Raw genomic sequence first — 26,563 nt, forward strand, 5'->3', positions numbered from 1 at the left:
ATGACCTCTGAGGATACCTGCCGGCACCAGATAATGCCCTGCGCCGGGATTTGCAATCAGCGCCGCAGCGCGACCCGGGCGGCCAGCCAGGCCACCAGCATCAGCGCGAAGTCCACCAAAAGCCAGTCGCGCAGCGGCCCGGTATCGGCCATGTCATAGGGCAGCAGGAACAGCGCCAGACCGTCCAGCTGACCGGGCAGGGCCACCACCAGCAGCGCTACGACGTTGTTGAAAAAGTGCATCGCGATTGCGGGGCCCAGCGTGCCGGCCCGCGCGGTGATGTCCGACACCAGCAGGCCGAAGGCGCCCGACCAGACCGCGATCAGCCCGGCATTGGCCCCGGCCTCGGCGGGCAGGTAGTGGCCCATCGCGAACAGGGCCGCGGGCAGGCCCATCCAGATCACCGGGCTGCGGAACCGCGCCGCCAGCGACTGCTGGACATAGCCGCGAAACAGGATCTCTTCGGCGCTGACCTGGATCAGCACCACCCCCAGGGACAGCGGCAGCAGCATAAGCCACAGGCCCGGCGCCAGGTTGGCCAGAAGGGGGGTACCCATGTCATAAGGCGGCAGCAGCGCCAGCAGCAGGGCCAGGCCGGCCAGCACCCGTGCCACGCGCCAGAACTGGCGCAGGGCGGGGCCCGCGGGACCGATCACGCTGGCCAGGCCGCGCTGCTGGAACAGACGCACCGCCACCGCGACGCCCAGCGTCACGAAGCCGAAACTGGCCAGCAGGATGATCATGCCCTGCGGCGAGTGCCCGGCCAGCATTGCCGCGCGCCGGCCGGGCGGCACCGCCGTCTCGATGGCGATCAGCACCAGCGCGTTCATCGCCAGCACCACCGCCGCCATCACGCCCAGCCCGGCCAGCAGCCGCCACAGCTGCGGTCGCGCCCGGACCGGTGCCACCAGCCGTTCATGAGCGGCATAGGCGTGCCTAGACATTCCGCCGTCGCGCCATGCTGTCCAGCGCCACCGGGGCGCCCTGCTCGTCGGTTTCGGGGACCGACAGCCCGCTGCGCCGGATGTGATCGCCCGCCTCGACCAGGTGGCTCGCCACCGTCTCCAGCAGCCGAACCGCCACTTTTGCATCGCTTTCGATCACGGTGTGCAGCTCTTCCGCACCGATGCGCAGGAACACACAAGGCTCCTCGGCCACCAGGTCCATCGTGCGCGGCTTCTGCGTGATGATCGACAGATCTCCGATCAGACGCCCCGGCTCGATGAAGGTGATCGGCTCCGCGCCGGTCGGATCCCCCGGCCAACGTAGCGAGGCCCGCCCCTCCAGGCACAGATAGGCCGCGTCGGGGGGTTGCCCGTGGCTGAATATCACCTGCCCGGCATCCGCCTCGTACCATTGCGCCGAGAACGCCAGCAGGCGCTGGTTGCGAGCATCCAGCCGGCGGAACAGTTCGGTTTCGGCCAACACCGCCAGCTTGCGGCTGAAATCGGCCGCGCCGGCCTGGCCCAGCGCCTCGACCTGGCGGCGCGACACGCCGTCGATGCGCCCGTCCTTGATCTCGATGAACAGGTCATAGGCCTCGGGATGGGCGAAACTGTCCTCCATGAACAGCATGATCGAATTCGGCAGCAGCTCGCGCAGTTTCTGGCGGGTGCGCAGCCGGCTGTCGGAATCGTGGCTGGCCAGCGCCTTGTCGAGGATCAGGATGTCGGGGCGCTTGATCCCCGCACGGGTGAAGGCCGCTCGCTCCTGGAACACGGTGGGCAGGTTGGTGCCGCCCAGACCGGACGGCAGGTCGTAGATGATCCCGGCGATGCGGCGGCGCAGCCCGGCCTCGGCCAACACCTCGGCGACCACGTCCTCGATCTCCTGCCCGCGCGCGCCCGCCATCAGCGACACCCGCCCGAACAGCGCGTTTTCCAGCAAGGTCAGCCGCGGCACATAGCTTTCTTCTTCGACCGGTTGGAACAGGTCCGCGGTCTCGCGTCTCAGGGTTTCGCCGTGCTTGCGCCGGATGGCCAGGATCTTCTCCTTGTAGCTGTCGTCGAAGCCGGGGCCGATCTGCTCGGCGGTCAGCAGGAAGGGCACGATCATCAGCAACGCCCGCTCTTCGGCGTTCAGCGCGGCATCGCCGCCCTCGGCACGGCGTTCGGTGATCTCCAGCAGCCGAAGATATGTGGATTCGTCCATGCCCAGCCGGCGGAACAGCGGATGGTCGGTGCCGTCGCGGCCGAATACCCTGCTGAGCGTTCCGATGACGCCGGCCGCGATCTCGCGCGCGTCATCATCCAGCCCGTGCCGCTCCAGCAGCTTCACGAAACGGCCATCGCCGATCAGCGTGTCGGGCGAGATTTCGCGCGCCGGTGCGGCATAGAGCAGGTTGCCCCCGATCGGCACCGCCGGGTTGAACCGGTCGGGATGGAACCGGAAATAGGCGTCGTCCAGCCCGCGCTCGCGCAGCCGGTCCCGCACCTTGGGACGCAGCGCCACGATTTCCTGGGCCAGGCCCGGGTGCAGCATCGGATCGAAGCGTGCACGCAGCATCCGGCGCACCATCGTCTCGTCCACGCCGACGGCCTCGACCAGGGTGAACCACCAGTCGCGGATCTCGTCACCGTCGTTCAGCCCGGCCAGAGCCGGATCCACCCAGTCGACATCGACCGGCTCGGGGCTGTTGCCCGAACGCACGGCCTCGATCTGGGTGCGGCTCGGGCGTGCAGACGCATCTTCGGCCTGCCGCGGCCTTACCCTGAGCGGCATCAACAGGTTGTCGCCCAGCGTACCGTCGAACAGGTAGGGGCGCGAATGGGCATAACCGATCCGCGCCGCGATCACCGCCTGGTGCAGATCGTTCAGGCGATGGCCCGACAGGATGATCTCGCCCCGGCTGGGCATCACCTCGCGGGTCAGCAGCAGCGCCAGCGCGGTGCGTTCGTTGGGCTTGGTCGACTGGATCGCCACCCGCGCGCCGGGCGGGATCGTCAGGTCGATGTCCTCGAGCACGACATTGCCGTCCTGGTCGTTCACGCTGACATTGCGCAGCTCGATCTCGCCATCCAGATGCGGGATCTCCTCGGGCTCGCCCTCGAACAGCTCGGCCGCGATCATGTCGCGCGGGGCGAACCGCTCGGTCACGATCTCCCAGCGCAGCGACATGTCCTGCACCTGGTTGTAATAGGTCAGCAACTCCTTCCACGGGCTGGACAGATCCTTGTAGGCCGCCAGGGCCGCCACCAGCGCGCCCACGGTGATCTCGCCCTTGATCGCCAGGTAGCCGCCGGCGGCATAGAACATGAACGGCGTCAGCTGGGTGATCAGGTTGTTGAGGAACTTCATGAAGAACTTCTTCTGGTAGATCCGGAACCGGATCTCGAAGAGTTGCCCCAACCGGTCGCTGATCTGCGCCATGCGATAGCGCCAGCCGCCATTGGCGCGCAGGTCCGAGATGCCGGCGGCGCTTTCGCCGATCTCGGAACTCAGGCGGCGCACCTGCTGGATGCGGTCCTTGTTCAGCAGGTTGATCTGCCGCTGCAACATCGGGATCAGCCAGGCCTGCAGCGGGATCAGCGCGATCGAGGCCAGCCCGAACCAGACGCTCTGCATGAACAGGAAGAACACGATGGTCAGCATCTGGCCCAGCTGGAACACCGGCTGGGCCACCGCGTCGCCCATCAGCCCGCCCATCGGTTCGGCCTCGGACGTGATCATCGACACCAGCTCGCCCTGGCTGGTGGTGGCGAAATAGGGTCGCGGAAAGCGCATCATCCGCCCGATCAGCTGATACCGCAGCCGCCGCAGCATGCGCTCGGCCAGCACGCCCTTCATGGTGTTGATGCGCATCTTCATGAAGCCGCCGGCGATCACCGTGCCCAGGAAAGCGAAGCACAGGAGCATCAGGAACTGCACCTGCGTGAACTCGATCCCCCAAAGATCAACCCGTTCGGTGGGCGCGCCGATGGCGTCGTTGATGATCCGCTTGGGCAGTTCCAGCGAGATGTAAAGGAAGGGAAAAGAGATCACCGTCAGCAGCAGCAGCATGAATTGCTGACGCTTGGAGTGTTTCCAGATGAATGAGAAGAGCGTGCGCTCCATCCCGCCGCCTCGTCCCTGCCGCGCCCGCCCAAGGCGCGGGCGCCAGCGGACCGAGCAGACGGTAAGCACTGGCGGGCCCGATTACAAGCCGCGCCGCGACCGCTTGGCCCTTGTCTACGCCCCGGCGCAAGGATATTGCCAACAGGACAGTTCTCCGGGAGGCCCGCCATGCTCAAGCGCCAGTTCGACAAGACGAAATTGCCCAGCCGCCACGTGACCGAGGGGCCCGAACGCGCGCCGCATCGGTCCTATCTCTACGCGATGGGTCTGAGCGAGGAAGAGATCCACCAGCCACTGGTCGGGGTCGCGACCTGCTGGAACGAGGCCGCGCCGTGCAACATCGCGCTGAGCCGTCAGGCGCAGGCGGTCAAGCTGGGCGTCAAGGCGGCTGCCGGCACCCCGCGCGAGTTCACCACCATAACCGTGACCGACGGCATCGCCATGGGCCACGAGGGGATGCGCAGCTCGCTGGCCTCGCGCGAGGCGATCGCCGACACCGTCGAGCTGACCATGCGCGGCCACAGCTATGACGCCATCGTGGGCCTTGCCGGCTGCGACAAGTCGCTGCCGGGCATGATGATGGCGATGGTCCGGCTCAACGTGCCGTCGGTGTTCATTTATGGCGGCTCGATCCTGCCGGGCAAGGCGCCGCAGGTCGACGAGATCCCCGAGGATTTCCGCACCCGCGACCTGACCGTGCAGGACATGTTCGAGGCCGTGGGCCGGCACCAGAACAACCAGCTGTCGGATGCAGCCCTGGACATGCTGGAGCGGGTCGCCTGCCCCTCGGCGGGCGCCTGCGGCGGCCAGTTCACCGCCAACACGATGGCCTGCGTGTCCGAGGCGATCGGGCTGGCGCTGTTCAATTCCTCCGGAATGCCCGCGCCTTACGAATCCCGCGACCAGTACGGCGAGGCCTCGGGCCAGGCGGTGATGGACCTGATCGAAAAGGATATCCGCGCCCGCGACATCGTCACGCTCAAGTCGCTGCAGAACGCCGCCCGCGTGGTCGCCTGCACCGGCGGTTCGACCAATGCCGGCCTGCACCTGCCCGCCATCGCGCATGAGGCGGGGATCGAGTTCTATCTCGACGATGTGTGCGAGATCTTCCGCGACACACCCTATTTCGTCGACCTCAAGCCGGGCGGCAAATACGTGGCCAAGGACCTCTATGACGCCGGCGGCCTGCCGGTGGTGATGAACGAGCTGCGCAAGGCCGGGCTGATCCACGAGGATTGCATGACCGCCAGCGGGGGATCGGTGGGCGAGGAACTGGACAAGGTGACGCGCAAGGCGGACGGCCGCGTGATCTATCCGGTCGAGACCCCGATCACCAAGACCGGCGGCGTCGTCGGGCTCAAGGGCAACCTCGCGCCGCAGGGCGCCATCGTCAAGGTCGCGGGCATCGCGGCCGAGGACCAGGTCTTTACCGGCCCCGCCCGCGTCTTCGAAAGTGAGGAAGAGGCCTTTGCCGCCGTCAAGGCACGCAGCTACCAGGAGGGCGAAGTGCTGGTCATCCGCAACGAGGGCCCGGCCGGCGGCCCCGGCATGCGCGAGATGCTGGCCACCACCGCCGCCCTGTCCGGGCAGGGCATGGGCAAGAAGGTGGCTCTGATCACCGACGGCCGCTTCTCCGGCGCCACCCGCGGTTTCTGCGTGGGCCATGTCGGCCCCGAGGCGGCGCATGGCGGCCCCATCGCGCTGCTTCGGGATGGCGACATGATCACCATCGACGCGGTAAAGGGCGAACTGACGGTCGATCTGTCCGATGACGACCTGGCCGCGCGCAAGGCGTCCTGGGCCGGCCCGCGCGAGACGATCTATGCCTCGGGGTCGCTGTGGAAATTCGCTCAGCTGGTCGGCGAGACCTACAAGGGCGCGGTGACGCATCCCGGCGGCAAGGCCGAAAAGCATGAGTACATGGACCTGTAAGGGGGCCGCTGCCGCTGCTGTCCTCCTTCTGGCCGGCTGTGACGAGCTGGCCGGACTCCCCAGCGGTCCGGGCGCGGCGCCGCGGGTGACACGGATCGCGCTGGCCGAGGGGGATGTCGTGCTGGCCGCGCCCAGCGGCTATTGCATCGACCCCCGCTCGGTCCAGCGCGGGCGCGACGGGTTTGCGGTGATCGCGCGCTGCGACACGCTGGGCATGGGCCGGACCCCGGCAGCACGCGACCTGGCGCTCATCACTGCGGCCACGCAGCCCGCCACCACCGCCGCGCAGCCCGACGCCCGCACCATCGCTTCGGCCAAGCCCTCGGCGCGGCTGGCCGCGCGGCGCACAATAGGCGGCCGGCCCTACCTGCTGCTCGCCGATCCCGGCCACAAGGTCGACGGCGCCAGCCCGACCCATTGGCGCACTGCCTTCGTTCTCAACGGGCAGGCCGTGGGCCTTGCGCTCTATGCAGGCGACGGCAGCGACACGCTTGGTCCCGGCGGCGCGCGGCTCCTGGCCGAGACCGCCGAGGCGACCCGCGCCGCCAGCGCCGATGGCTCCTGAGTGCGCGAACGGGCGCGGCAGGCAGAAATCGCCGCAAGCCCGCGGTATTGTGTTTCTCTCGCCGACCTGATTTCGGTAGAACGGAACGCACAGGTCCGAAACGCGGCAAGACAGGTATGAGCAGGATACTGAACCGGCTGTCACATATGCGCGCCATGCGCCGCTGGCGCCGCGCCGCGCGTTCGGCGGGCCGGACCGACCTGACCGCCCTGCGCGAGCAGCGCAACCGGGCGCGCGAGTTGCGCAGCCATCTCGACCGGCTGATCCACGTCGCCGACGGACGTCTGGCGCTGCCCCGGATCGGCGCGACCTTCTTTCCCAAACCGCATGGCTGGGACTGGTCCTGGCGGCCCGAGCTTTGGCGCGGCCCGCTGCCGGTGCCCGGCCTGTCCTCGGTGCCCTCGCGCTCGACCCTGGGCGACGAGGCCACGCTGTTTCATGATTGCGACCGCTCGGAACTGACCCTGCGCCAGCTGCGCAACACGCGCGAGGAAGATCTTGCACCCTTCGGCCTGCGCATGGATGTCTTCCGCTTCGACGGGTCGTTCCTGTCGCTGGTGCTGGACCTGCCACCCGAGGCCATCGACGGGCTGACCCGCGATCACCTGATCCGGGTGGACACGGTTGTCGAGCTGGAGAAACCCATCGAGATCTTCGCCCGCCTCAACATCCGCCACGGACCCAACACCGAGCAGCTGGTGCGCGAGCTGCCCCTGCACGAGCCCGAGGTGATGGTCGAGTTCGATCTCGCCTATACCAGTCTCAACGAGAAGCGGATCGAGAAGGCGTGGCTCGACCTGATCTTCGAGGCGCCCGAGATGAACCAGGTCACGCTGCGCGACCTGACCTTGTGCCGGGTCCGCCGCGCCGCATTGTAGGAGGCTCCCAGATGACCGACCTGACGCTGACCCCGATCCGCCTGCGCAACGGCCTGTGGGAAGGCCGGATCACCGGCGCACCCGAGACCGGCCGCCGGCCCGAGATCCGGGTCAGCCACCTGGATCGCGACATCGAGGGCGTGGACCTGACCGAGGGCGATACGCCCGGCACCTGGGAGCTGTCGGTGCCGATCCCGGCCGAGGCCATCGCCGAGGGGGTCCAGACCTTTCTGATCGTGGATGCCGAGACCGACACGAGGCTGAGCGACTTCACGCTGATCGCCGGGGAACCGGCGGCCGACGACCTGCGCGCCGAGGTTGCGTTGCTGCGCGCCGAGTTGGACATGCTCAAACGCGCCTTCCGGCGGCATTGCCTGGAGACGACCTGAGGGCAGGCGCGGTCATACCGACATCCAGCCCAGCGAATCCTCGGTCCGCGCGGTCGAGGGCGTGTATTCCGCGCTGACCCAGCCGTCATAACCGCTCTCGTCCATCGCCGCGAACAGCGCCGCAAAGTCGATCGGCCCCGGCCCCGGTTCCTGCCGGTCGGGGGCCGAACCGACCTGGGCATGCACGATCAGCGGCCGGTATTCGCGCCACACGGCCAGCGCGTCGCCATGGATCATCTGGGCATGGTAGCTGTCGAATTGCGGCCCCAGGTTGGGCCGGTCCACCGCCGCCAGGACCTCCGCCGCCTGACTGTAGTCATTGAGGAAATAGCCCGGCCGGGCCACCGGGTTCAGCGGCTCGATGGTAAAGCCCTGCCGCGGCGCCAGGTCGGCGGCGTGCCTGAGATTGGCGACGAAAGTGTCGCGCGTCGTCGCGCCCGCCGCGTCACCCGCCATGAGATGGATCCGCCCGGGAGCCAGCGCCGCCGCATGGCGCAGCACGCGCTCCAGGTCCTCGGCAAAACGGCCCTCGCCGCCCGGAACCGCGGCATAGCCCGGCACACCGCCAGCGCGGTCGGGCGGCGGCGCGTTGATCAGCACCAATTCCAAAGCGGCTTCCGACAGGGCGCGGCGTGTGTCCTCGGCGGCAAACCCATAGGGATCGAGGATCTCAACCGCATGAAACCCCGACTCGGCGGCCGCCCGGAACCGGTCGGCATAGGGCAACTCGGCAAACAGCATGGTCAGGTTGGCGGCAAATCTGGGCATGGCTCCCCGCAACGTGGTCGGACCGCCCCCGGCGCGTCAGTCGGCCTCCAACTCCCGCGAGGGGATGATCGGAAAGAATGCCCCGGAGGACCAGACGCCGAACCAGCCGTCCCGATGCGTGCCCAGCTCCACCATCCGGTAGAAACTCTTGCGGTCGATCAGCGCCTCGAGTTCCGCCCGGACATGCACATAGGGCGATGGCTCGCCGGTCTCGGCATCACGCTCGACGCGGATGGGATGGTCGGGCCCGGCCACGGCCAGATCGCCCACCTGCGTCTCGAAGGTCATAACCTGCGCGTCACCTTGCCCACCCACCTCGAAATCCACCGCCACGAAAGGGGCGTCGTCGACGGAGATCCCGACCTTCTCGACCGGCGTGACAAGGTAATATCGCGCGCCCTCCTTCTTGAGGATGGACGAGAACAGCCGCACCAGTTCAGGACGCTGGATCGGCGTGCCGAGATAGAACCAGGTTCCGTCGCGCGCGATCCGCATGTCCAGATCGCCGCAGAAGGGCGGGTTCCACGCATGCACCGGCGGGATCCCGCGCGTATTAGCCGCCTTGATCGACTCGGCGATGCCCTCGGGCGAGGGTGTCACGGCATTTTGTCCGCTCATTGTTTTTGCCATTTCCTCTCAGCGCGATACACTCCTACATATAGTGTCAGGGAAGGGAAAACCATGTCCGACTCCGCCGAGCTGGTCGCCGAGATTGAGGCGCTGGAAGACAAGCTGCAGCAGGCCAAGGCCTCGATCACCCGCCGGTTCATCGGGCAGGAAAGGGTCGTGGATCTGACCCTGACCGCGCTTCTGTGCGGCGGTCACGCCCTGCTGATCGGCCTTCCCGGGCTGGGCAAGACCCGGCTGATCGAGACCCTGAGCACGGTGATGGGCCTGCACGGCAACCGCATCCAGTTCACCCCGGACCTGATGCCCGCCGACATCCTCGGCTCCGAGGTGCTGGACACCGCCGAGGATGGCAGCCGGCATTTCCGCTTCATTCCCGGCCCGATCTTCTGCCAGCTTCTGATGGCCGACGAGATCAACCGCGCCAGCCCGCGCACCCAGTCGGCGCTGCTCCAGGCGATGCAGGAGCGCACGGTGACCGTGGCCGGCGAAGACCGCCGGCTGGACGCGCCGTTTCACGTGCTGGCGACCCAGAACCCGATCGAGCAAGAGGGCACCTATCCCCTGCCCGAGGCGCAGCTCGACCGCTTCCTGGTGCAGATCGACGTGGATTACCCCGACCGGGACACCGAGCGCGACATCCTGCTGGCCACGACCGGCGTGGAAGAGGCGCTGTCGCAGCAGGTGTTCACCCAGGAGGAACTGCTCAAGGCCCAGACCCTGCTGCGCCGGATGCCGGTGGGCGAGTCGGTGATCGAGTTGATCCTCGACCTGGTGCGCGCGTTCCGACCCGAAGAGCCGGGCGCCTCGGAGCGGGTGGCCGAAACCGTGGCCTGGGGCCCCGGCCCGCGCGCCGCGCAGGCGCTGATGATGTGCGTGCGCGCCCGTGCCATGCTCCAGAACCGGCTGGCGCCCAGCGCCGAGGACGTGATCGACATGGCGCGCCCGGTCCTGTCGCACCGGATGGCTCTGAACTTCGCCGCCCGCGCCCGTGGAGACAGCCTGTCCGACCTGATCGAAAGCACCGCGCGGGATCTGACCCGGACCGAGGCCGCCGCGTGACGACACCCCCCGCCCTTCGCCAGCGCGCCGAGGCCGAAGCGGCGCGGATTCCGCCCTTGCTGGCCCGCGCCGAGCACCTGGCCGGCACCGTCCTTCTGGGCGAGCATGGCCGCAGGCGGGCGGGGCTGGGTGACGATTTCTGGCAATACCGCCCGGCGCAGGTGGGCGACAGCCGGCGGCTGATCGACCACCGCCGCTCGGCCAAGGGCGACCAGCAATTCGTGCGCGAGCGCGAATGGCAGATTGCACAGTCGGTGATGCTGTGGGTGGACCAGGGAGCCTCGATGCGCTTCGCGTCCGAGGCCGCCCTGCCCGACAAGATCGACCGCGCCCGGCTGCTGGCGCTGTCCATCGCCATCCTGCTGGTGCGCGGCGGCGAACGGGTCGGGCTGACCGGCACGACGCTGCCGCCCCGGCGCGGCAATGCGCAGGTGCTGCGCCTGGCCGAGATGTTCTCGCATGATGCCGAAGCGGATTATGCCCCGCCCGAGCACCGCGCGATGGTACCCCATGCCCGCGCCCTGTTCCTGTCGGATTTCCTGGGCGACATGGCCGAAGTGGAACGGGCACTGACCAAGGCCGCGGATCGCGGCGTGCGCGGCGTCCTGTTGCAGGTGCTCGACCCCAGCGAAGAGGCGTTTCCCTACCAGGGCCGCACCATCTTTCAGAGCGTCGGCGGAACGCTCCGGCATGAGACGCTGAAGGCCGGCGAGTTGCGCGACCGCTACCTGGCGCGGCTGGCCGATCGCAAAGCGGCCTTGCAGAGCCTGTGCCAGGTGACCGGCTGGCGGCTGGGCCTGCACCACACCGGCGACAGCGCGCAATCGGCGCTCCTGTGGCTCTATCGCGCGCTGGACGGGGGTGTGCGGTGACCGTTCTGGGCGGCATCGGCTTTACCGCGCCCTGGCTGCTGCTGGGTCTGCTGGCGCTGCCGATCCTGTGGCTGATCCTGCGCGCGGTGCCACCAGCGCCGATCCGCCGGCTGTTCCCCGCCGTCTCGCTGCTTTTGGGCCTCAAGGACGACGAGAGCGTGTCGGACCGCACGCCCTGGTGGCTGCTGCTCCTGCGGATGCTGGCGGTGGCCGCGGTGATCATCGGCCTGGCCGGGCCGGTGCTGAACCCGTCGCGCGACGCGCCGGGCAGCGGGCCGCTCTTGATCGTGATGGACGCCAGCTGGGCCGGCGCGCCGACCTGGCCCGACCGGATCGAGCTGGCCGAGGCGCAGTTGACCGAAGCCGGTCGCGCCGGCCGCCCGGTGGCCGTCCTGCGCCTGAGCGCGCCCGAGCCGCTCTTGTTCCAATCCGCCGAGGCCTGGCGCAGCCGGCTGCCGGGCCTCTCGCCCGCGCCGTGGCAACCCGGACCGCCGCAGATCGACGCCGCGCTGGACGCCATCGCCGGCACCGACAGCGGGTTCGACAGCTACTGGGTCTCGGACGGCCTGGACTATGCCGGGCGCGACCGCCTGCTGGCGGCGCTGCAGGATCGCGGCGCCCTCAAGGTCTACCAGACCGGCGCGGACGTGTTCGGCCTGCTGCCCGCCAGCTACGACGACGGTGCGATCCAGCTGTCGGCGCTGCGCGCGGCGGCGGGGCCGGACCGCGAGGTGACGCTGCTGGCCGACGGCACCGATCCGGCCGGCACGGCGCGGGTGCTGGCCTCGGCCACCGCGCGCTTCGCCGCAGGCGAGACACGGGCCGAGACCGCGCTGTCCCTGCCCGCCGAGTTGCGGGCCCGCATCACCGGCTTCTCGGTGCAGGCGCAACGATCGGCCGGGGCGGTGACGCTGGCCGACGACGCCCTGCGCCGCCGCGAGGTGGCGCTGATCGCCGGGCGCGAGGATCGCGAGGGGCTGGAGCTGCTGGCGCCGCTGCACTATCTGGAACAGGCGCTGGTGCCCACCGCCGACCTGCTGCATGGCGGCCTGCTCGAAGTGCTGCCCGCGAACCCGGATGTCGTGGTGCTGGCCGATATCGCCACGCTCTCACCCGCCGAGGAGGCAGCGCTGACCGAGTGGATCGACGAGGGCGGGCTGCTGCTGCGCTTCGCCGGGCCGAGACTGGCGGCCAGCGACGTCAGCCGCAGCGACGAGCATCCCCTGATGCCGGTGCGGCTGCGGTCGGGCGGGCGCTCGGTGGGCGGCGCGATGAGCTGGGGCGAGCCCAAGACGCTGGCGCCCTTCCCCGAGACCTCGCCGTTTCACGGGTTGCAGATCCCACCCGACGTGCGGGTCACCGCGCAGGTCATGGCGCAGCCCGATCCCACGCTGGCCGACCGGGTGATCGCCGCCCTGGCCGACGGCACCCCGCTGGTCACCCGCAAGCCGCTGGGCCAGGGCCAGGTGGTGCTGTTCCACGTCACCGCCAACGCGGAATGGTCCAGCCTGCCGCTCTCGGGCCTGTTCGTCGAGATGCTGGAACGGCTGGCGGTGTCCTCGATGGCCAAGGCGCCGGATGCCGCCGACCTGGAAGGCACGACCTGGACGCCGGTGCAGGTGCTGGACGCCTATGGCCGCCTCTCCGAGGCCGAAACCCTGCCCGGTGTGGATGGCGCCGATCTGGCCTCCGCGCCGGTCGGCCCGGACCTGCGGCCGGGCCTCTATCGCAGCGGCGACCGGCGGCTGGCGCGCAATGTGCTGGGCGCGGATGCCACGCTGGAACCGGCCGCCTGGCCCGCGGACGTTCCCGTCGAGGGCCTGACCGTGCGCCCGGAGCTGCCGCTGGGGGGCATGCTGCTCAGCCTGGCCCTGGCCATGCTGGTGGCCGATGTGATCGCCGCCCTGGCCCTGTCCGGCCGGCTGGGTCCGGGCCGCGCCACCGCCGCGCTGCTGGCGGCGATGATGCTGACCCACCCGACCGAGGCCCAGCAGGCGAGCGAGACCGACTTTGCCCTGTCCGCCACCGGCGAGATGGTGCTGGCCCATGTGCTGACCGGCGACAAGGAGGTCGACGATGTCGCCCGCGCCGGACTGCGCGGGTTGTCGGACACGCTGTTCTTCCGCACGTCGGTCGAACCTGCCGACCCGATCGGTGTCGATCTGGAGCGCGACGAACTGGCCTTCTTCCCGCTGCTCTACTGGCCGATCACCCCAGTTCAGCCGACCCCCTCGGCCGAGGCCTATGCCAGGCTCAACGCCTATCTGCGCTCGGGCGGCATGATCCTGTTCGACACCCGCGACGCCGATATCGCGCGGTTCGGCGCGGCCAGTCCCAACGGCCGCAAGCTGCAGGACCTGGCGGCGCCGCTGGACATCCCGCCGCTGGAACCGGTGCCGGGCGACCACGTGCTGACCCGAACCTTTTACCTGCTGCAGGACTTTCCCGGCCGTCACACCGGCCGCGATGTCTGGGTCGAGGCCGCCCCGCCGGATGCCGAACAGATCGAGGGGATGCCGTTCCGCAACCTCAATGACGGGGTCACGCCGGTGGTGATCGGCGGCAATGACTGGGCCGCGGCCTGGGCGGTGGACCGCAATGGCAATCCGCTGGTTCCTGTGGGGCGTGGCTTTGCAGGCGAACGCCAGCGCGAACTGGCCTACCGCTTCGGCGTGAACCTGGTGATGCACGTGCTGACCGGGAACTACAAATCCGACCAGGTGCACGTGCCTGCGCTGCTGGACAGGCTGGGCCAATGACCGGAACCGTGATCTTCGACCCGCTGATCCCCTGGTCGGTGCTGGCCGCCGTCGCCGCCCTCGCCCTGGCCGGCGTTGTCCTGGCGCTGTGGCGTGGGCTTTCGGGCTGGGCACTGCGCGCGCTGGCCGCGCTGATGGTGCTGGCCGCGCTGGCCGGGCCGGTCTACCAGATCGAGGATCGCGCGCCGCTCACCGACATCGTGCTGCTGGTCGAGGACGAAAGCGCCAGCCAGGGACTGTCCGACCGCCCCGCGCAGACCGCCGGTGCCGCCGCCGAACTGGTCGAGGCTCTGGAGGCGCGCGACAACACCGAGCTGCGCCGCGTGACGGTCAAGGACGGCGAGGGCGACGCCGGAACCGAGATGATGACCGCGCTGGCCGCCGCCCTGGCCGAAGAGCCGCGCGCAAGGGTGGCCGGCATCATCGCGCTGTCGGACGGGCGCGTGCACGACATGGACCGCCTGCCCGAGCTTCCGGCGCCGATGCACCTGCTGCTGACCGGGCGCGAGACCGATTGGGACCGTCGCCTGATCGTCGACAACGCGCCGGCCTTCGCGATCATCGGCGAGCCGGTCACCCTGACCCTGCGGATCGAGGACAGCGGCGCGGTGCCGCCCGGCGCCACCACCGCACCGCTCGAGATCTCGGTCGATGGCGGCCCGCCCGAACGCTTCACCCTGCCGGTCGGGCAGGACATCGAATTGCCCGTCACCCTGCCGCATGGCGGGCGCAACGTGCTGCAATTCACCGTGCCCGAGGCCGAGGGTGAGTTGACCGACCGCAACAACACCGCGCTGGTGCAGATGAACGGCGTGCGCGACCGGCTGCGCGTGCTGCTGGTCTCGGGCGAGCCGCATCCCGGCGGGCGCACCTGGCGCAACCTGCTGAAATCCGACAGCTCGGTGGACCTCGTGCATTTCACCATCCTGCGCCCGCCCGAGAAACAGGACGGCGTGCCGGTGGATGAGCTCAGCCTGATCGCCTTTCCCACGCGGGAGCTGTTCCTGGAGAAGATCGACGATTTCGACCTGATCATCTTCGACCGCTACAAGCGGCGCGGGATCCTGCCGGCGATCTACCTCGACAACGTTTCGGACTATGTCGCCAAGGGCGGCGCCGTGCTGGTCGCGGCGGGGCCGGACTTTGCCACCGCCGACAGCATCTACCGCTCGCCTCTGGGCACCACCCTGCCCGCCGAGCCAAGCGCGCGGGTGATCGAGGACCGGTACCGCCCCGCCGTCACCGACCTGGGCGAGCGCCACCCGGTCACGTCCGGGCTGGACTGGGACGGCGAATGGGGATCGTGGCTGCGCCAGGTCGACCTTCTGCCGCGCTCGGGCCATGTGGTGATGCAGGGCATCGACGAGCGGCCGCTGCTGGTGCTGGACCGGGTCGGCGAGGGCCGCGTCGCGCTGCTGGCCTCGGATCACGCCTGGCTCTGGAGCCGGGGATACGAGGGCGGCGGGCCGCAGCTGGACCTGCTGCGGCGGCTGGCACATTGGATGATGAAGGAACCCGAGCTTGAGGAAGAGGCGCTCTGGGCCGAGGCGGTCGGCCAGACCATGCGCATCATCCGCCGCACGCTCGAGGAAGAGGTCGGCGATGTGACCGTCACCACCCCCGACGGCAGCACCACCGAGGTCGAACTGCGCGAGGTCTCGCCCGGACGTTACGAGGCGCTTTATGAAGGCCCCGAGATCGGTCTCTACCGGCTGGCCGAGGGCGACCACGAGGCGGTCATCGGCCTGGGCCCGGCCGCCCCGCGCGAGTTCGAACAGACCATCGCCACGGATGTCGCGCTGGCTCCCGCGATCGAGGCGGTGCGCGGCGGCGTGTTCCGGCTCGAGCAGGGCCTGCCCACGATCCGCAACGTGCGCGAGGGACGTCCCGCGGCCGGGCGCGGCTGGATCGGGCTGACCCCGCGCGGCGCCTATGAGACTCGCGACGTGACCCAGAGCGCGCTGCTGCCGCCCTGGCTGGTGCTGTTCCTGGCCGCCGGGTTCATCGTGGCGGGCTGGCTGCGTGAGGGGCGCCGCTGAGCCGACTTGGCCCGGGCCGTAACCGTCAATCCAGCCGGATCGCCGCGCGGTCCGACCGCCCGTCGGCATCGACAACCACCAGCGCCGAAAAGCCGGGTCCGGGATGCGGGATCTCGAAACTCCGCGCCCGCTGCCCGGTCGCGGACGGCCGTCCGTCGACCAGGACCGTGAAGGGCGCTGCGCCACCGCGCAGCTTGACGGTCAGCGGCGCGTCCCCGCCCGCCAGCCTTGCACCATCGGGCGGAAACAGCAGCTGAACCCGGTCCCGCGCATCGCCGAAACGCGCGCCGCGCGGGCGGAACCGCTGCAGCGGCGCCGGCAACTCGGCCGCGCCGACGATCAGCGTGGCCGGCGGTGGCGGCGGCAACGGGTCGAAACCGGGCTTGAGCCGCCCGAAGGCCTCGAACAGGACCGGTGCGGCCAGGTCGCCGCCGAACGCGCCCGGAACCGGCGTGCCGTCAGGCCGGCCGATCCAGGCGCCGATCACGTGCCGCCCGTCATAACCCACCGCCCAGGCATCGCGATGCCCGTAGGAGGTGCCGGTCTTGTAGGCCAATGCCCGCGCCGGTGCGCCGGGCGGCGGTGCCAGCCCGGCCAGGATGTCGCCGACCTGCCAGGCCGCAACCTCCGAGATCAGCCGGCCCCCGGTTTCGGTGTTGCCCGGCAGATGGTGCAGCCGCACCGCCTGCCCGCCATTGGCCAGCCCGGCATAAAGCTGCACCAGATCCCGCAGACTCAGCCCGACCCCGCCCAGCGACACCGCCAGTCCCGGCACGCCGGTCAGGTCCGGATCCGCGCCCGAGCGCCGCAGCGCATCCATCAGCCGCACCGGTCCCATCGCCTCGGTCAGGCGCACGACCGGGATGTTCAGCGACAGCTGCAGTGCCTCGCGCACCCGCACATCGCCCCGGAACTGCCCGTCGAAATTGCGCGGCGCATAGCGGCCGAACATCACCGGCCCGTCATGGATCAACGTCTCGGGATGCGCCAGGCCGCGGTCGAAAGCCAGCCCGTAGACCAGCGGCTTCAGCGTCGAGCCGGGCGAGCGCAGCGCCCGCGTCATGTCGACGAACCCCTGCCGGGCCGGCGCATAGCCGGGTGAGCCGACCGAGGCCAGGATCGCGCCGCTGCGGTGCTCGGCCACGACCAGCGCCACCGACAGGCCCGCCCCGGCCTCGAACGCCGCGCGGCTCGCCAGCGCCTGCATCCGGGTCTGCACGCCCGCGTCCAGTGTCAGCACGTGGCGCGCGCGATCCGGTGCCTCGGCGATGACGCGGTCGGACAGGTGCGGCGCGAGACGCGGAAAGGCGCGCATCCGCCCCGGCACGGGCGCGCGCAGCGCCGCAGCGGCGGACTGTTCGGTCAGCATGCCCTGCGCGCGCATCCGCTCGACAACCCGGTCCCGCGCGGCGCGGGCGCTGTCCGGATACCGATCGGGCCGCCGGGTCTCGGGCGATTGCGGCAGTGCGACCAGCAACGCCGCCTGCGCCGGGGTCAAGCGGCGCGGCTCTTTGCCGAACCAGGCCAGCGTGGCCGCCCGCACCCCTTCGAGATTGCCGCCATAAGGGGCATGGGTCAGGTAGAGCGACAGGATCGCCTCCTTGTCCAGCCGCCGCTCCAGCGCCAGCGCCACGCGGATCTGCCGCAGCTTGCCGGCCCAGCGCCCGGTGCCGCCATCCTCCAGCAGCCGCGCGACCTGCATGGTCAGGGTGGATCCGCCCGAAACAGTCCGCCCCTGCCACACCGCCTGCGCCGCCGCGCGGATCATCGCCAGCGGATCGACCCCGGCATGGCGCCGGAACCGCTTGTCCTCGTAGCGGATCAGCATGCGGGTGAAATCGGGATCCACTGCGCCGGGTGTCAGCCGCCACAGCCCGTCCGCAACCGGATAGGCCCGCAACAGCGCGCCCTGCCGGTCGCGGATCTCGACCGAGGTCTCGGCCAGCAGAACCGGCAGGTCGGTCGCGTCGACCCAGCGGTCGGCGGCATCGCGCAGCGCCGCCAGCGACAGCAGCAGCGCCGCCAGCCCGAACAGCCATCCCGCGGATCTAGCCATGCGCCGCTGCCGCCATCATTCCGCCACCACCACCTGGCCGGTGGCGGTGCGGGCGCGCAGATCCGGGCGATACATGTCCTCGACCGAGGCGGCCGGGTGATGGAACGTGCCCGGGCTGACCGCGCGGGCGATATAGGCCAGCGTCGCCTTGCTGGCCTGCCGCTGGTCCAGCGCGGCCAGGAAGCGGTCGCTGCGGAACTCGGCATGTTCGGCCTCGTCCGGCTCCAGCCAGTCCAGCGCCCGCACATCACCCGAGCGCAGAAGGCTGGGATTGTCGATCTCGACACCCGCCGGCAGCGGATCGTCGACCATCAGCCGCCCGCCATTCGCCTCGTGCGGGGTCACGGTCAGCACCGTCACGAACCGGTCGCCGATGCGCAGCGACATCGGGTCGAGCGGCGCGCCTTCCATCGAGTAGTATTGCCGTGCGATGCTGTATCCGGTCCCGCCGGCGGGCGGCGGCACCAGCGGTACGCCAAGGGTGGTCAGCGTGATCTCGGTCGCCGCGCCTTCGGCGGAGGTGATGTTGAGCACCGCATCGTCATCGCCCTCCAGCACCTGCACGAACGGCCCCGAGACCTCGGCGCCGTTCACCCGCAATCCGCTCTGGCCGGGGTCACGGATCAGCGCCTGCGCGGCCATCAGCGTCCAGGCGGCCTCCTGCGGCGACATGCGCGGCGTGTCCCCGACGATCCGCGCAACCAGCGCGTCGCGATCCACCGCCGCGCTGCCGGCCTCGGCCGCCAGCGCCAGAACCCCTGCCGCGTCGCGCGTGCCGGTGCCGAAATCGGCGCGCCACAGCCGCTCGTCGGCATCCGCGCCGCCGATCATCCGCGCCGCCCGCGCGAACATCGCATCGGCCCGCGTCTGGTCGCCATAGGCCGCCAGCGCCGCGCCCAGCTGTGCCGCCGCCAGCGGGGTGGCAAAGGCATCGCCCTTCACATCGGCATAGTAGCGCAGATCGCCCATCGCCGCCGCGCCTTCGCGCGCCAGAACCGACAGGGCATAGGCGATATCCTCACCGCCCCAGTCGAAATCGGGGGCATAGTTGATGCGGTTCCGCAGGTTGTCCATCGCCTGCGCATAGGCGCGGTCGGGCACCGCATGCCCCTCGGCCCGCGCCCGACTGAGGAAATCGGCGACATAGGCGTCGAGCCAGAATTCACCGCTCTCGGCCCGCCACAGGCCGAAGGCCCCGTTCGGCGCCTGCCGGCTGAGCACCCGGGTGATCGCCGCCGCGATGCGGTCGCGCACGGCCGGGCCGGCGCCCAGCCCCGTGGCCTCGGCCACCGAGGTCAGGTAGAGCAGCGGCAGCGCCTGCGACGTCACCTGCTCGGTGCAGCCATAGGGGTAGCGGTCAAGCATCGACAGCAGCCCCGGCGCGTCGAACCGCGCCAGCGGGCCGGCCGACAGGATCGCACGGGCCGACCCGGGCCGAAGCTCGGCAAAGACATCGCGCGAGAACAGGAAACTGTCGCCGGCGCCCAGCGCAAAGCGCCGTGACTGCGCCACCACGGGATCGTTGGCGCGCACCGGCAGAACCAGCTCTTGCGTCTGATCCTCGCCCGCCGGCGTGGTCAGGGTCAGCGTCAGTGATGGATCGCCCACCGCCACCGCCTGCACCGGCACTTCGAACACCGCCTTGCCGCCCGGCGTCAGCGTGAACCGGCCCGGCACCTCGCCCAGTGACAAGCCCGGCCCGGCCTTAAGGTCCAGCGCCATTTCGCCCGCCGGCCCATCGGCATGCACCACCTCCAGCCGGACACGGCTGCGGTCGCCCGGCGCCAGAAAGCGCGGCAGCGACGCACTCGCCACCACCGGGTCGCGCACGATCATCTCGGCCTCGGCCTGGCCCACCGCGTCGGCCGACCAGGCCACCGCCATCAGCCGCAACGCGCCGTTGAAGTCCGGCAGGTCGATGTCGACATCTGCCATGCCGTCCGAGCCGACCCGCACCGGGCCGCTGAACTCGGCGACCAGCTCCTGCGTCGGCGGCGGCGACTGCATCCGCAGCCCCGATCCGGCATCGCCGCCCGAGCGCACCTGACCCATCGCGCCGCTCATGCCGTCGATCAGTCGGCCATAGACATCGCGCAGCTCGACCCCCAGCCGGCGCTGGCCGAAATAGTGCCCCTTGGGATCGGGGCTGTCGAACCCGGTCAGGTTGAGGATGCCCTGATCCACCGCCGCAAGCGTCAGCCAGACGTCCTGCCCCTCGGCCGCGCCATCTACCTGGACGCTGACCTGTCGGATCCCGCGCGGGCGGACGATCTCGGGTGCGTCGATCGCGACGTCAAGCGCCTTGCCGACCGGCGTGACGGCGGCATGCGCCAGGCCCAGTGCCCGCGCCGGGTTCTGGCCTGCATCCACATCCATCGGCCGGATCAGCGTGGCCGAGACGTAGGCGCCGGTGCCCCAGTCGTCGGTGACCTGCAACGGGATCACCGTCTCGCCGGCCTCGACGGTCAGCATCTGGCGCTCGATCACCCGGTCGGACAGCACAGCGACCTGCACCTGCCCCGCCATCCGCGGCACGATCCTGAGCCGCGCGGTCTCGCCCGGGCGATAGCTGTCCCGGTCTAGCGAAAGCTCCAGCCGGTCAGGCGTGGCGCTTGCATCCGCGGCCTGGTACCAGCCCGCGTCGAACCCGATGGAGGCCGCCGCATATGGCCCGTCGGTGCGTTCGACGACCAGCTCATAGCTGCCCCAATCCACCGGCTGCGACAGCGACAGCGCCGCATCCGCCAGCGTGGCCTCGCCGGTGGCGACCCGCGACCGGCGCGTCACCGGTTCCCAGTTCCAGTTGCCATAGAGCTGATACCACTGATACCGCGTCTCTACCCGGTTCAGGGTCCAGCGCAGCTGCATCGGCGCGGGCGTCAGGTCGGGCGACAGGCCGACGATGCGAAAGGCGGCCTCGGACCCTTCGGGCACCACGTCATCGAACATCGGGCGGATGCCGATCACCGGACCGGCGGGCCGCACCGGGGCGGTCAACCGGCGTTCCACCGGGCGGGCCGAGCCATCGGCCAGCCGCACGGTCACGCTGGCCTGCATCGGCTTGCCCTCGGCGCCCGCCGCCGGGATTTCGACCGGGACCACCGCCTGGCCCTGCGCATCGGTGCGCTGGCCGCCGAACTGGCTGCTCTGGGCCTGGCCCGAAGCGTCATGCCGGCCGAACCGGAAGCCGGGGAACCCCTCGACCGTTTCGGCGGGGCGCAAGCTGACTTGCCCGTCCACGCTCAGATCCGCGCCGGGCGCGCCGAACAGGTAGCGCGCCGAGATCGTCAGCGGCGGGCTGTCCCCGGGGCGCAGCGGCGCGTCGGGCAGCGAGAGGTCGAAATCGATGCGTTCGGGCAGGAAATCCTCGACCAGCACCTGCCGGCTGGCCAGCGCCGCGCCCTCGGGGTCGCTGAAGACATCCAGACGCCAGGTGCCGCGCGGGGCGGTGTCGCCCACGGCGAGGCCGAACACATGCCCCCCGGCCACCCCGCCATCCGAGACGGCGCGGCGATACTCCACCCCGTCGGGACGCCGCAGGATCGCGGTCAGGGGCAGGCCCTCGATTGCCTGCGCGATGCCGTCCCGCGCCAGTGCCGTGGCGTGGATCGTCTCGCCCGCGCGATAGGCGCCGCGATCGGTGGTCAGGAACACGTCCACCGGCCCGGCCGGCGCGCGCCCTTCGACCCCGCGATCGGACAGGTCGAAGGCCGGATCGACAAGCGACAGGAAGCCGATGTCGCTGTTGCCCTGCGCCGCCAGCACCAGCGCGGGCGCAGCCCCGCCCGTGCCACGGGTCAGACCCGGCGCAAAGACCGCGACACCATCCTCGCCGGTCCGGGCCGTGCCCAGAACCGCGTTAGCCTTCGACACCAGCGTGACCTCGATCCCGTCACGCGGCTTCGCATCGGCGAGCGAGCGCACCGCGACATGCAGCCCGTCATTGCCCGAGATCGTCGAAAGCCCCAGATCGGACAGCACGAACCACTGCGTCGCGCCCGGATCGTCATAGGGATCGGCCCCGGGCACCCGCGCGGTCAGCGCATAGATCCCCGCGGGCTGACCCGCAATCGCCGCGCCCATCGGCAGACGCGTGGTCATCTCGCGGTTCAGCTCGCTCGGCACCGTGGCGGTCCCGGTCCAGACATCCTGGGCGATGTCGGAGGCGAATTCCTGCTCCTGCCAATGGCTGAGCGGCCGGGCAAAGAACCCCTGCCGTACCGCCTGCAGGAGGTTGCGGTCACTGACGCGGCGCAGCTGCAGCTCCAGCTCGGTCAGGTTGACGGTCTCGACCGGCAGCGCGGCATCGGCGGCCTTTGGCAGCACGTAGGACCGGCCGGGAAACCGGACCGAAGGGCTGCGGTCGCGCACGTAATGGGTCAGCACCACGTCCTTGATCAGCGTTTCGCCTGAGGCCGCGGGCAGACCCCGCCGGAGCGTCATCCGATACCGCGTGCCATGCGCGACTCCATCGACGCAAATCTGGCTCTCCTCGGCTTGCACCACCAGCGCCGGGTCGGGCAGCTGCACGAAGGGTTCGTAATCCACCCCCGCCCGCACCAGCGGTTCCGAGAACTGCGCGCAGATCCGTGGCGCGGCGGAATCGCTTTCCACAGTGGTCTCGACCACGCGGAACCCGTATTTCGCGACCGCCCGATCCAGCGCGGCCAGCAGGTCCTTGCGCGGCTGCAACTCGGTCGCGCGCCGCAGGGCCGATACCATGTCTCGGCCCCGCCCCGTGGCTTCCAGCGCATCGGCCAGCACCGACAGGGCGCTGACCTCGGCCCCGGCGCCTTGCGCCCGCAGCACCGCGTTCACCGCAGCGCTCAGCGCCCGGTCACGAAGCGCACGTTTCGCGTTGGAATTGTCCTCCTCCACCGCCAGAAGGCGGGCGGCATAGTCGGCCCAGAGATCCGACCGGTCGCCCAGCGCCGCCGCCGCACCGGCCCAGCCCGCCCCGCGCTGCGGATCCTCGGTCGCCCGAGCGGCATCGACAAGCGATTGCAGGTCGTTGCCCGCCGTCGGGTGGCGCAACCCCAGTTCCCGCGCCTGCCGCGCCGCGGTCGCCAGATCGGCCGGCTTGAGAAAGCCGAGGCTCTGCAATCGGGCTGGCACCGCCGCCAGATAAGCCGGGTCGGTGCCGATCTTCCGCGCCGAGAGCGCACCCTCATAGGCTGTTTCCTCGCTGACACCGCGCTTGGGGAAACAGGCGTTGGAACGGCGGTTGAAGGTGAAGGCGGTGCATTGGTCGTTGGCCGAACAGGCCCGCACGCAGGAGGCCAGATCGGTGTCGAAGAGCGGATCCAGGTCCGCGCCATAGAAATCCATGTCCGCGCTGGCCAGGTATCGGAACGTTGGCACCGCCTCTTGCGCGCCGGCCGCGCCGGACAGGGAGAAAAGCGTTGCGAAACAAGCGCCAAGGGCGAAACCGAACCGTGCCATGCGGACCTCCTGCAATGCCGCAAGGGTTGCATGAGGCGTCACGTGAGGCAATCGTTTCCGCCGCCGCGCTGATTAAGCGGATCTTCACCGGAGGCGGAGCAGTCTGGCTGCGTCAAGGGGCAGACTGGATTCGGCGCGATGAGCCTGGCGAACAAACTGGCCGAGGAACGGCGCGCGCGGCTGGCAGCGGAACGCCTGCTGGCGCTGAAGGAGGCCGAGCTGTCGGCCGCCAACCGAAAACTGGGGCGCCATGCCCTCGCCCTGACCCGGCAAATCGGCGAAACCCGGGCCGAGGTCGAGACCGTCCGCGACGAGAACGAAAAGGTCAAATCCGACCTGACCGCGGCCAACGCCAAGATCGAGCTGGCCGAGCGCCGCCTGTGGCTGTCGATCCAGACGATCCAGGACGGGTTTGCCTTCTTCGACGCCGACAGCCGTCTGATCGGCGCCAATGCGGCCTATCTCGGGGTCTTCGACGGGCTGGACGACGTCGCGCCGGGCGTCAGCTACATCCGGCTTCTGGAGCTGCTGATCGACGAGGGGCTGGTGGATCCCGACCCCGAGGACCCCGCGGACTGGCGGCAGAAGATGATCGCTCGCTGGACCGCACCGAACCCGAAACCCACGGTGATCCGCCTGTGGAACGACAAATATATCAAGCTGATCGACCAGCGCGGGCATGGCGGCGATGTCGTCAGCCTGGCGTTGGATATCACCCCCACCGTCCGCTACGAGGCCGAACTGCGCGCCGCGCGCGAACGGGCCGAGGCCGCGAACCGGGCGAAATCCGCTTTCCTGGCCAACATGAGCCACGAGATCCGGACCCCGATGAACGGCGTCGTCGGCATGGCCGACCTGCTGATGGAAACCGCGCTGGACGACGATCAGCGCCTCTATGCCAGCACGATCAAAAGCTCGGGCGAGGCGCTTCTGGTCATCATCAACGACGTGCTGGACTACTCCAAGATCGAGGCGGACAGGATGGCCCTGCATCCCGAGCCGTTCGACCTGGAACGCTGCATCCACGAGATCGTCATGCTGTTGCAGCCGAGAGTGCGCGACAAGGGGCTTGATCTGCTGGTGGATTACGACCTGTTCCTGCCGACACAGTTCAAGGGCGATCCGGGGCGGGTGCGGCAGGTTCTGACCAACCTGATCGGCAACGCGGTCAAGTTCACCGCAACGGGTCACGTCCTGGTGCGGGTGACCGGAGTGCCGGATCCCGCCAGCGGCAAATGCGCCGTGCACCTGGCGATCGAGGATACCGGGCCGGGCATTCCGTCGAAAAAACAGGACCACATCTTCGGCGAGTTCAACCAGCTGGAGGAAGCCCGGAATCGCCAGTTCGAGGGCACCGGGCTGGGACTTGCGATCTCGAAACGGCTGGTCGGGATCATGGGTGGCCAGATGTGGGTCGACAGCGCGCCGGGCCAGGGATCGTGCTTCGGCTTCCGCCTGACCCTGCCGCTGGCCAACACCAACCGGCCGGCCTTGCCGGCAATGCCGCGGGGCCTGAGGCACGCGATGATCGTGGACGACCTGGCGGTGAACCGCGCCATCCTGGAGAAGCAGCTGGACCAGCTTGGCATCCGCGTCACCGCCTGCGCCTCGGGCGACGAGGCGCTGGAGCGGTTCGATGACGGTGTCGACATTGTGCTGACCGATCACAACATGCCCGGCATGGACGGTCTGCAACTGGCCACGGCCCTGCGCGAACGAGGGCGGCGGGACGTGCCGGTGCTGATGCTGACCTCCAGCCCCGGCGCCGTGCAGGCGGACCCCTCCGCCGGCCTGCTCGACGGTATCCTGCAGAAACCGGTGCCGCGCGGCGTACTGTTCCGGCACCTTGCAGCGCTTGGCGCCGATCCGTCGGGTGCGGCCGGTGGTCAGGACGCCACTGCTCCACCCACGCCCCGCCGGATGCGGGTGCTGGCGGCCGAGGACAACCGGACCAACCAGCTGGTGCTGCGCAAGATGCTGCAGGCGCTGGATATCGAGCTGCGCTTTGCCGGCAACGGCCATGAAGCGGTCGCGCTCTACCGCGGTTTCGCGCCGGATCTGGTGTTCATGGACATCTCGATGCCCGGCATGGACGGCAAGCAGGCCACAACCGAGATCCGCCGCATCGAGGCTGGTTCGGGCGTCCGGGTGCCGATCGTCGCGCTGACCGCGCATGCGATGCAGGGCGACTCGGGCGAGATCCTGGCCTCCGGGCTGGACCACTACCTGACGAAACCGCTGCAGAAGGCGCAGCTGGTCGAGCGGATCGTTCTGGCACGGCCGCAAGGGGCGCGCGATCCGGTCCCCGCCACGGCGGATCAGTCCGGATAGGGGCGCACGAAGGCCGGACGGTCCGGCTCGGAGAGGTCGGGCCGATAGGCATAGCCGCCGCTGTCGAAATCGCGCAGCGCCGCGGGATCCTCCAACCGGTTCTGGATGACATGGCGCGCCATCGCGCCCCGCGCCTTCTTGGCGAAGAAGCTGACGATCTTCGGGCCGCTGCCCTTGTCCTCCATGAACACCGGCGAAATCACCCGCAGCCGGAGCGCCTTGGGCGCAACGGCGCCGAAATACTCCTGGCTGGCGCAGTTGACCAGCACATCGGTGCCAAGCGCCTCGGCCTGCGCATTCAGGGCCTTGCTCAGCTGGTCGCGCCAATAGTCATAGAGGCTGCCGCCGCGCCGCGTCCTGAGACGGCTGCCCATTTCCAGACGGTAGGGCTGGATCGCGTCGAGCGGGCGCAAGAGGCCGTAGAGACCGGACAGGATGCGCAGATGATCCTGCGCCCAGGCCAGTTCCTCGGGCTCAAGCGAGGACGCCTCCAAGCCCTGATAGGTGTCGCCGGCAAAGGCCAGAACCGCCGGGCGGGTCGCGGCCGGCGCGGGCGCATCCTCGAAGGCGCGGAACCGGTCGCGGTTCAGCCGGGCCAGGTCGTCGCTCAGATCCATCAGGTCGCGCAGGCCGCCCAGGGTCAGGTTCCGCGCAGTGCGGGCCAGCCGGTTGGCATCCTGCGCCATCGCGGGCTGCGTCATCTCGACATCGCGTTCCGCCCAGTCCAGCCGCTTGGCCGGAGAGATCACAACCAGCATTCCCGCCCCCTTGGTTCCGTCATCCGTCCTGA

16 protein-coding genes are annotated in these 26,563 nt (G+C 69.9%); 9 read left to right on the plus strand and 7 right to left on the minus strand.

The window, feature by feature from the left end:
- Positions 1-56 precede the first annotated feature (56 nt).
- On the minus strand, positions 57-944 hold the full coding sequence (locus tag BMX57_RS08205; protein WP_092364940.1) for a CPBP family intramembrane glutamic endopeptidase: 888 nt from the start codon (positions 942-944) through the stop codon (positions 57-59).
- The gene (locus BMX57_RS08210) at positions 937-4,053 is read right to left on the minus strand and encodes an ABC transporter transmembrane domain-containing protein (RefSeq protein WP_092364943.1); all 3,117 of its coding nucleotides are present in this window, start codon (positions 4,051-4,053) and stop codon (positions 937-939) included. The genes BMX57_RS08205 and BMX57_RS08210 overlap by 8 nt, the downstream gene beginning before the upstream one ends.
- A gap of 168 nt (positions 4,054-4,221) precedes the next feature.
- Here BMX57_RS08210 and ilvD point away from each other — a divergent pair, with 168 nt between their 5' ends.
- The 4 genes from ilvD (at position 4,222) to BMX57_RS08230 (ending at position 7,817) form a co-directional block, all read left to right on the plus strand.
- Positions 4,222-5,985, plus strand: a complete 1,764-nt coding sequence (gene ilvD / locus BMX57_RS08215; protein WP_092364946.1) for a dihydroxy-acid dehydratase — start codon at positions 4,222-4,224, stop codon at positions 5,983-5,985.
- A complete protein-coding gene (locus tag BMX57_RS08220; RefSeq protein ID WP_143057913.1) occupies positions 5,966-6,550 on the plus strand; it encodes a hypothetical protein in 585 nt (194 codons plus the stop codon). Before ilvD ends, BMX57_RS08220 begins: the two co-directional genes overlap by 20 nt.
- A gap of 116 nt (positions 6,551-6,666) precedes the next feature.
- Positions 6,667-7,428, plus strand: a complete 762-nt coding sequence (locus BMX57_RS08225) for a DUF6478 family protein (RefSeq protein ID WP_092364953.1) — start codon at positions 6,667-6,669, stop codon at positions 7,426-7,428.
- Between the two features lie 11 nt (positions 7,429-7,439).
- A complete protein-coding gene (locus BMX57_RS08230; protein WP_092364955.1) occupies positions 7,440-7,817 on the plus strand; it encodes a hypothetical protein in 378 nt (125 codons plus the stop codon).
- A 12-nt stretch (positions 7,818-7,829) separates the two neighbouring features.
- Here the strand turns inward: BMX57_RS08230 and BMX57_RS08235 are convergent, their stop codons facing one another.
- Positions 7,830-8,585: a hydroxypyruvate isomerase family protein gene (locus tag BMX57_RS08235; RefSeq protein WP_092364958.1), complete on the minus strand. Its 756-nt coding sequence runs from the start codon at positions 8,583-8,585 to the stop codon at positions 7,830-7,832.
- Positions 8,586-8,621: 36 nt separating this feature from the next.
- Complete coding sequence (locus BMX57_RS08240; RefSeq protein WP_092364961.1) at positions 8,622-9,203, minus strand: DUF1285 domain-containing protein; 582 nt, start codon at positions 9,201-9,203, stop codon at positions 8,622-8,624.
- A 63-nt stretch (positions 9,204-9,266) separates the two neighbouring features.
- Between BMX57_RS08240 and BMX57_RS08245 the strand changes: the two genes are divergently transcribed.
- The 4 genes from BMX57_RS08245 to BMX57_RS08260 are packed head-to-tail and all read left to right on the plus strand — an operon-like array spanning position 9,267 to position 15,944.
- Positions 9,267-10,274 carry an AAA family ATPase gene (locus tag BMX57_RS08245; RefSeq protein WP_092364964.1) on the plus strand — a complete coding sequence of 336 codons (1,008 nt, stop codon included), beginning with the start codon at positions 9,267-9,269 and terminating at the stop codon, positions 10,272-10,274.
- Positions 10,271-11,146, plus strand: coding sequence for a DUF58 domain-containing protein (locus BMX57_RS08250; protein WP_092364967.1), 876 nt, complete (start codon positions 10,271-10,273; stop codon positions 11,144-11,146). The genes BMX57_RS08245 and BMX57_RS08250 overlap by 4 nt, the downstream gene beginning before the upstream one ends.
- Positions 11,143-13,905, plus strand: coding sequence for a DUF4159 domain-containing protein (locus BMX57_RS08255; protein WP_092364970.1), 2,763 nt, complete (start codon positions 11,143-11,145; stop codon positions 13,903-13,905). Before BMX57_RS08250 ends, BMX57_RS08255 begins: the two co-directional genes overlap by 4 nt.
- Complete coding sequence (locus BMX57_RS08260; protein WP_092364973.1) at positions 13,902-15,944, plus strand: hypothetical protein; 2,043 nt, start codon at positions 13,902-13,904, stop codon at positions 15,942-15,944. The genes BMX57_RS08255 and BMX57_RS08260 overlap by 4 nt, the downstream gene beginning before the upstream one ends.
- A 25-nt stretch (positions 15,945-15,969) precedes the next feature.
- Here BMX57_RS08260 and pbpC read toward each other — a convergent pair whose 3' ends face one another.
- Positions 15,970-18,000 carry a penicillin-binding protein 1C gene (pbpC, locus tag BMX57_RS08265; protein WP_177175418.1) on the minus strand — a complete coding sequence of 677 codons (2,031 nt, stop codon included), beginning with the start codon at positions 17,998-18,000 and terminating at the stop codon, positions 15,970-15,972.
- 15 nt (positions 18,001-18,015) lie between these two features.
- Positions 18,016-23,442: an alpha-2-macroglobulin family protein gene (locus tag BMX57_RS08270; protein WP_092364976.1), complete on the minus strand. Its 5,427-nt coding sequence runs from the start codon at positions 23,440-23,442 to the stop codon at positions 18,016-18,018.
- Between the two features lie 138 nt (positions 23,443-23,580).
- Between BMX57_RS08270 and BMX57_RS08275 the strand changes: the two genes are divergently transcribed.
- Positions 23,581-25,773 (plus strand): response regulator, encoded by a 2,193-nt coding sequence (locus BMX57_RS08275; protein ID WP_092364979.1) that lies wholly within the window; start codon positions 23,581-23,583, stop codon positions 25,771-25,773.
- Here BMX57_RS08275 and yaaA read toward each other — a convergent pair.
- Positions 25,761-26,531: a peroxide stress protein YaaA gene (gene yaaA / locus BMX57_RS08280; protein WP_092364982.1), complete on the minus strand. Its 771-nt coding sequence runs from the start codon at positions 26,529-26,531 to the stop codon at positions 25,761-25,763. The two genes, BMX57_RS08275 and yaaA, sit on opposite strands and share 13 nt — an antisense overlap.
- Between the last annotated feature and the right edge of the window lie 32 nt (positions 26,532-26,563).

Source organism: Cribrihabitans marinus (genome assembly GCF_900109035.1).
In the GTDB taxonomy this organism is placed as follows: domain Bacteria; phylum Pseudomonadota; class Alphaproteobacteria; order Rhodobacterales; family Rhodobacteraceae; genus Cribrihabitans; species Cribrihabitans marinus.

Excerpts from the sequence above, each read along its gene's own strand:
- BMX57_RS08260 (WP_092364973.1), top strand. The coding sequence starts at position 13,902 with ATGACCGGAACCGTGATCTTCGACCCGCTGATCCCCTGGTCGGTGCTG.
- ilvD (WP_092364946.1), top strand. The coding sequence starts at position 4,222 with ATGCTCAAGCGCCAGTTCGACAAGACGAAATTGCCCAGCCGCCACGTG.
- BMX57_RS08225 (WP_092364953.1), top strand. The coding sequence starts at position 6,667 with ATGAGCAGGATACTGAACCGGCTGTCACATATGCGCGCCATGCGCCGC.
- BMX57_RS08235 (WP_092364958.1), bottom strand. The coding sequence starts at position 8,585 with ATGCCCAGATTTGCCGCCAACCTGACCATGCTGTTTGCCGAGTTGCCC.
- BMX57_RS08275 (WP_092364979.1), top strand. The coding sequence starts at position 23,581 with ATGAGCCTGGCGAACAAACTGGCCGAGGAACGGCGCGCGCGGCTGGCA.
- BMX57_RS08240 (WP_092364961.1), bottom strand. The coding sequence starts at position 9,203 with ATGAGCGGACAAAATGCCGTGACACCCTCGCCCGAGGGCATCGCCGAG.
- BMX57_RS08205 (WP_092364940.1), bottom strand. The coding sequence starts at position 944 with ATGTCTAGGCACGCCTATGCCGCTCATGAACGGCTGGTGGCACCGGTC.
- BMX57_RS08230 (WP_092364955.1), top strand. The coding sequence starts at position 7,440 with ATGACCGACCTGACGCTGACCCCGATCCGCCTGCGCAACGGCCTGTGG.
- BMX57_RS08245 (WP_092364964.1), top strand. The coding sequence starts at position 9,267 with ATGTCCGACTCCGCCGAGCTGGTCGCCGAGATTGAGGCGCTGGAAGAC.
- BMX57_RS08220 (WP_143057913.1), top strand. The coding sequence starts at position 5,966 with ATGAGTACATGGACCTGTAAGGGGGCCGCTGCCGCTGCTGTCCTCCTT.
- yaaA (WP_092364982.1), bottom strand. The coding sequence starts at position 26,531 with ATGCTGGTTGTGATCTCTCCGGCCAAGCGGCTGGACTGGGCGGAACGC.
- pbpC (WP_177175418.1), bottom strand. The coding sequence starts at position 18,000 with ATGGCTAGATCCGCGGGATGGCTGTTCGGGCTGGCGGCGCTGCTGCTG.
- BMX57_RS08270 (WP_092364976.1), bottom strand. The coding sequence starts at position 23,442 with ATGGCACGGTTCGGTTTCGCCCTTGGCGCTTGTTTCGCAACGCTTTTC.
- BMX57_RS08210 (WP_092364943.1), bottom strand. The coding sequence starts at position 4,053 with ATGGAGCGCACGCTCTTCTCATTCATCTGGAAACACTCCAAGCGTCAG.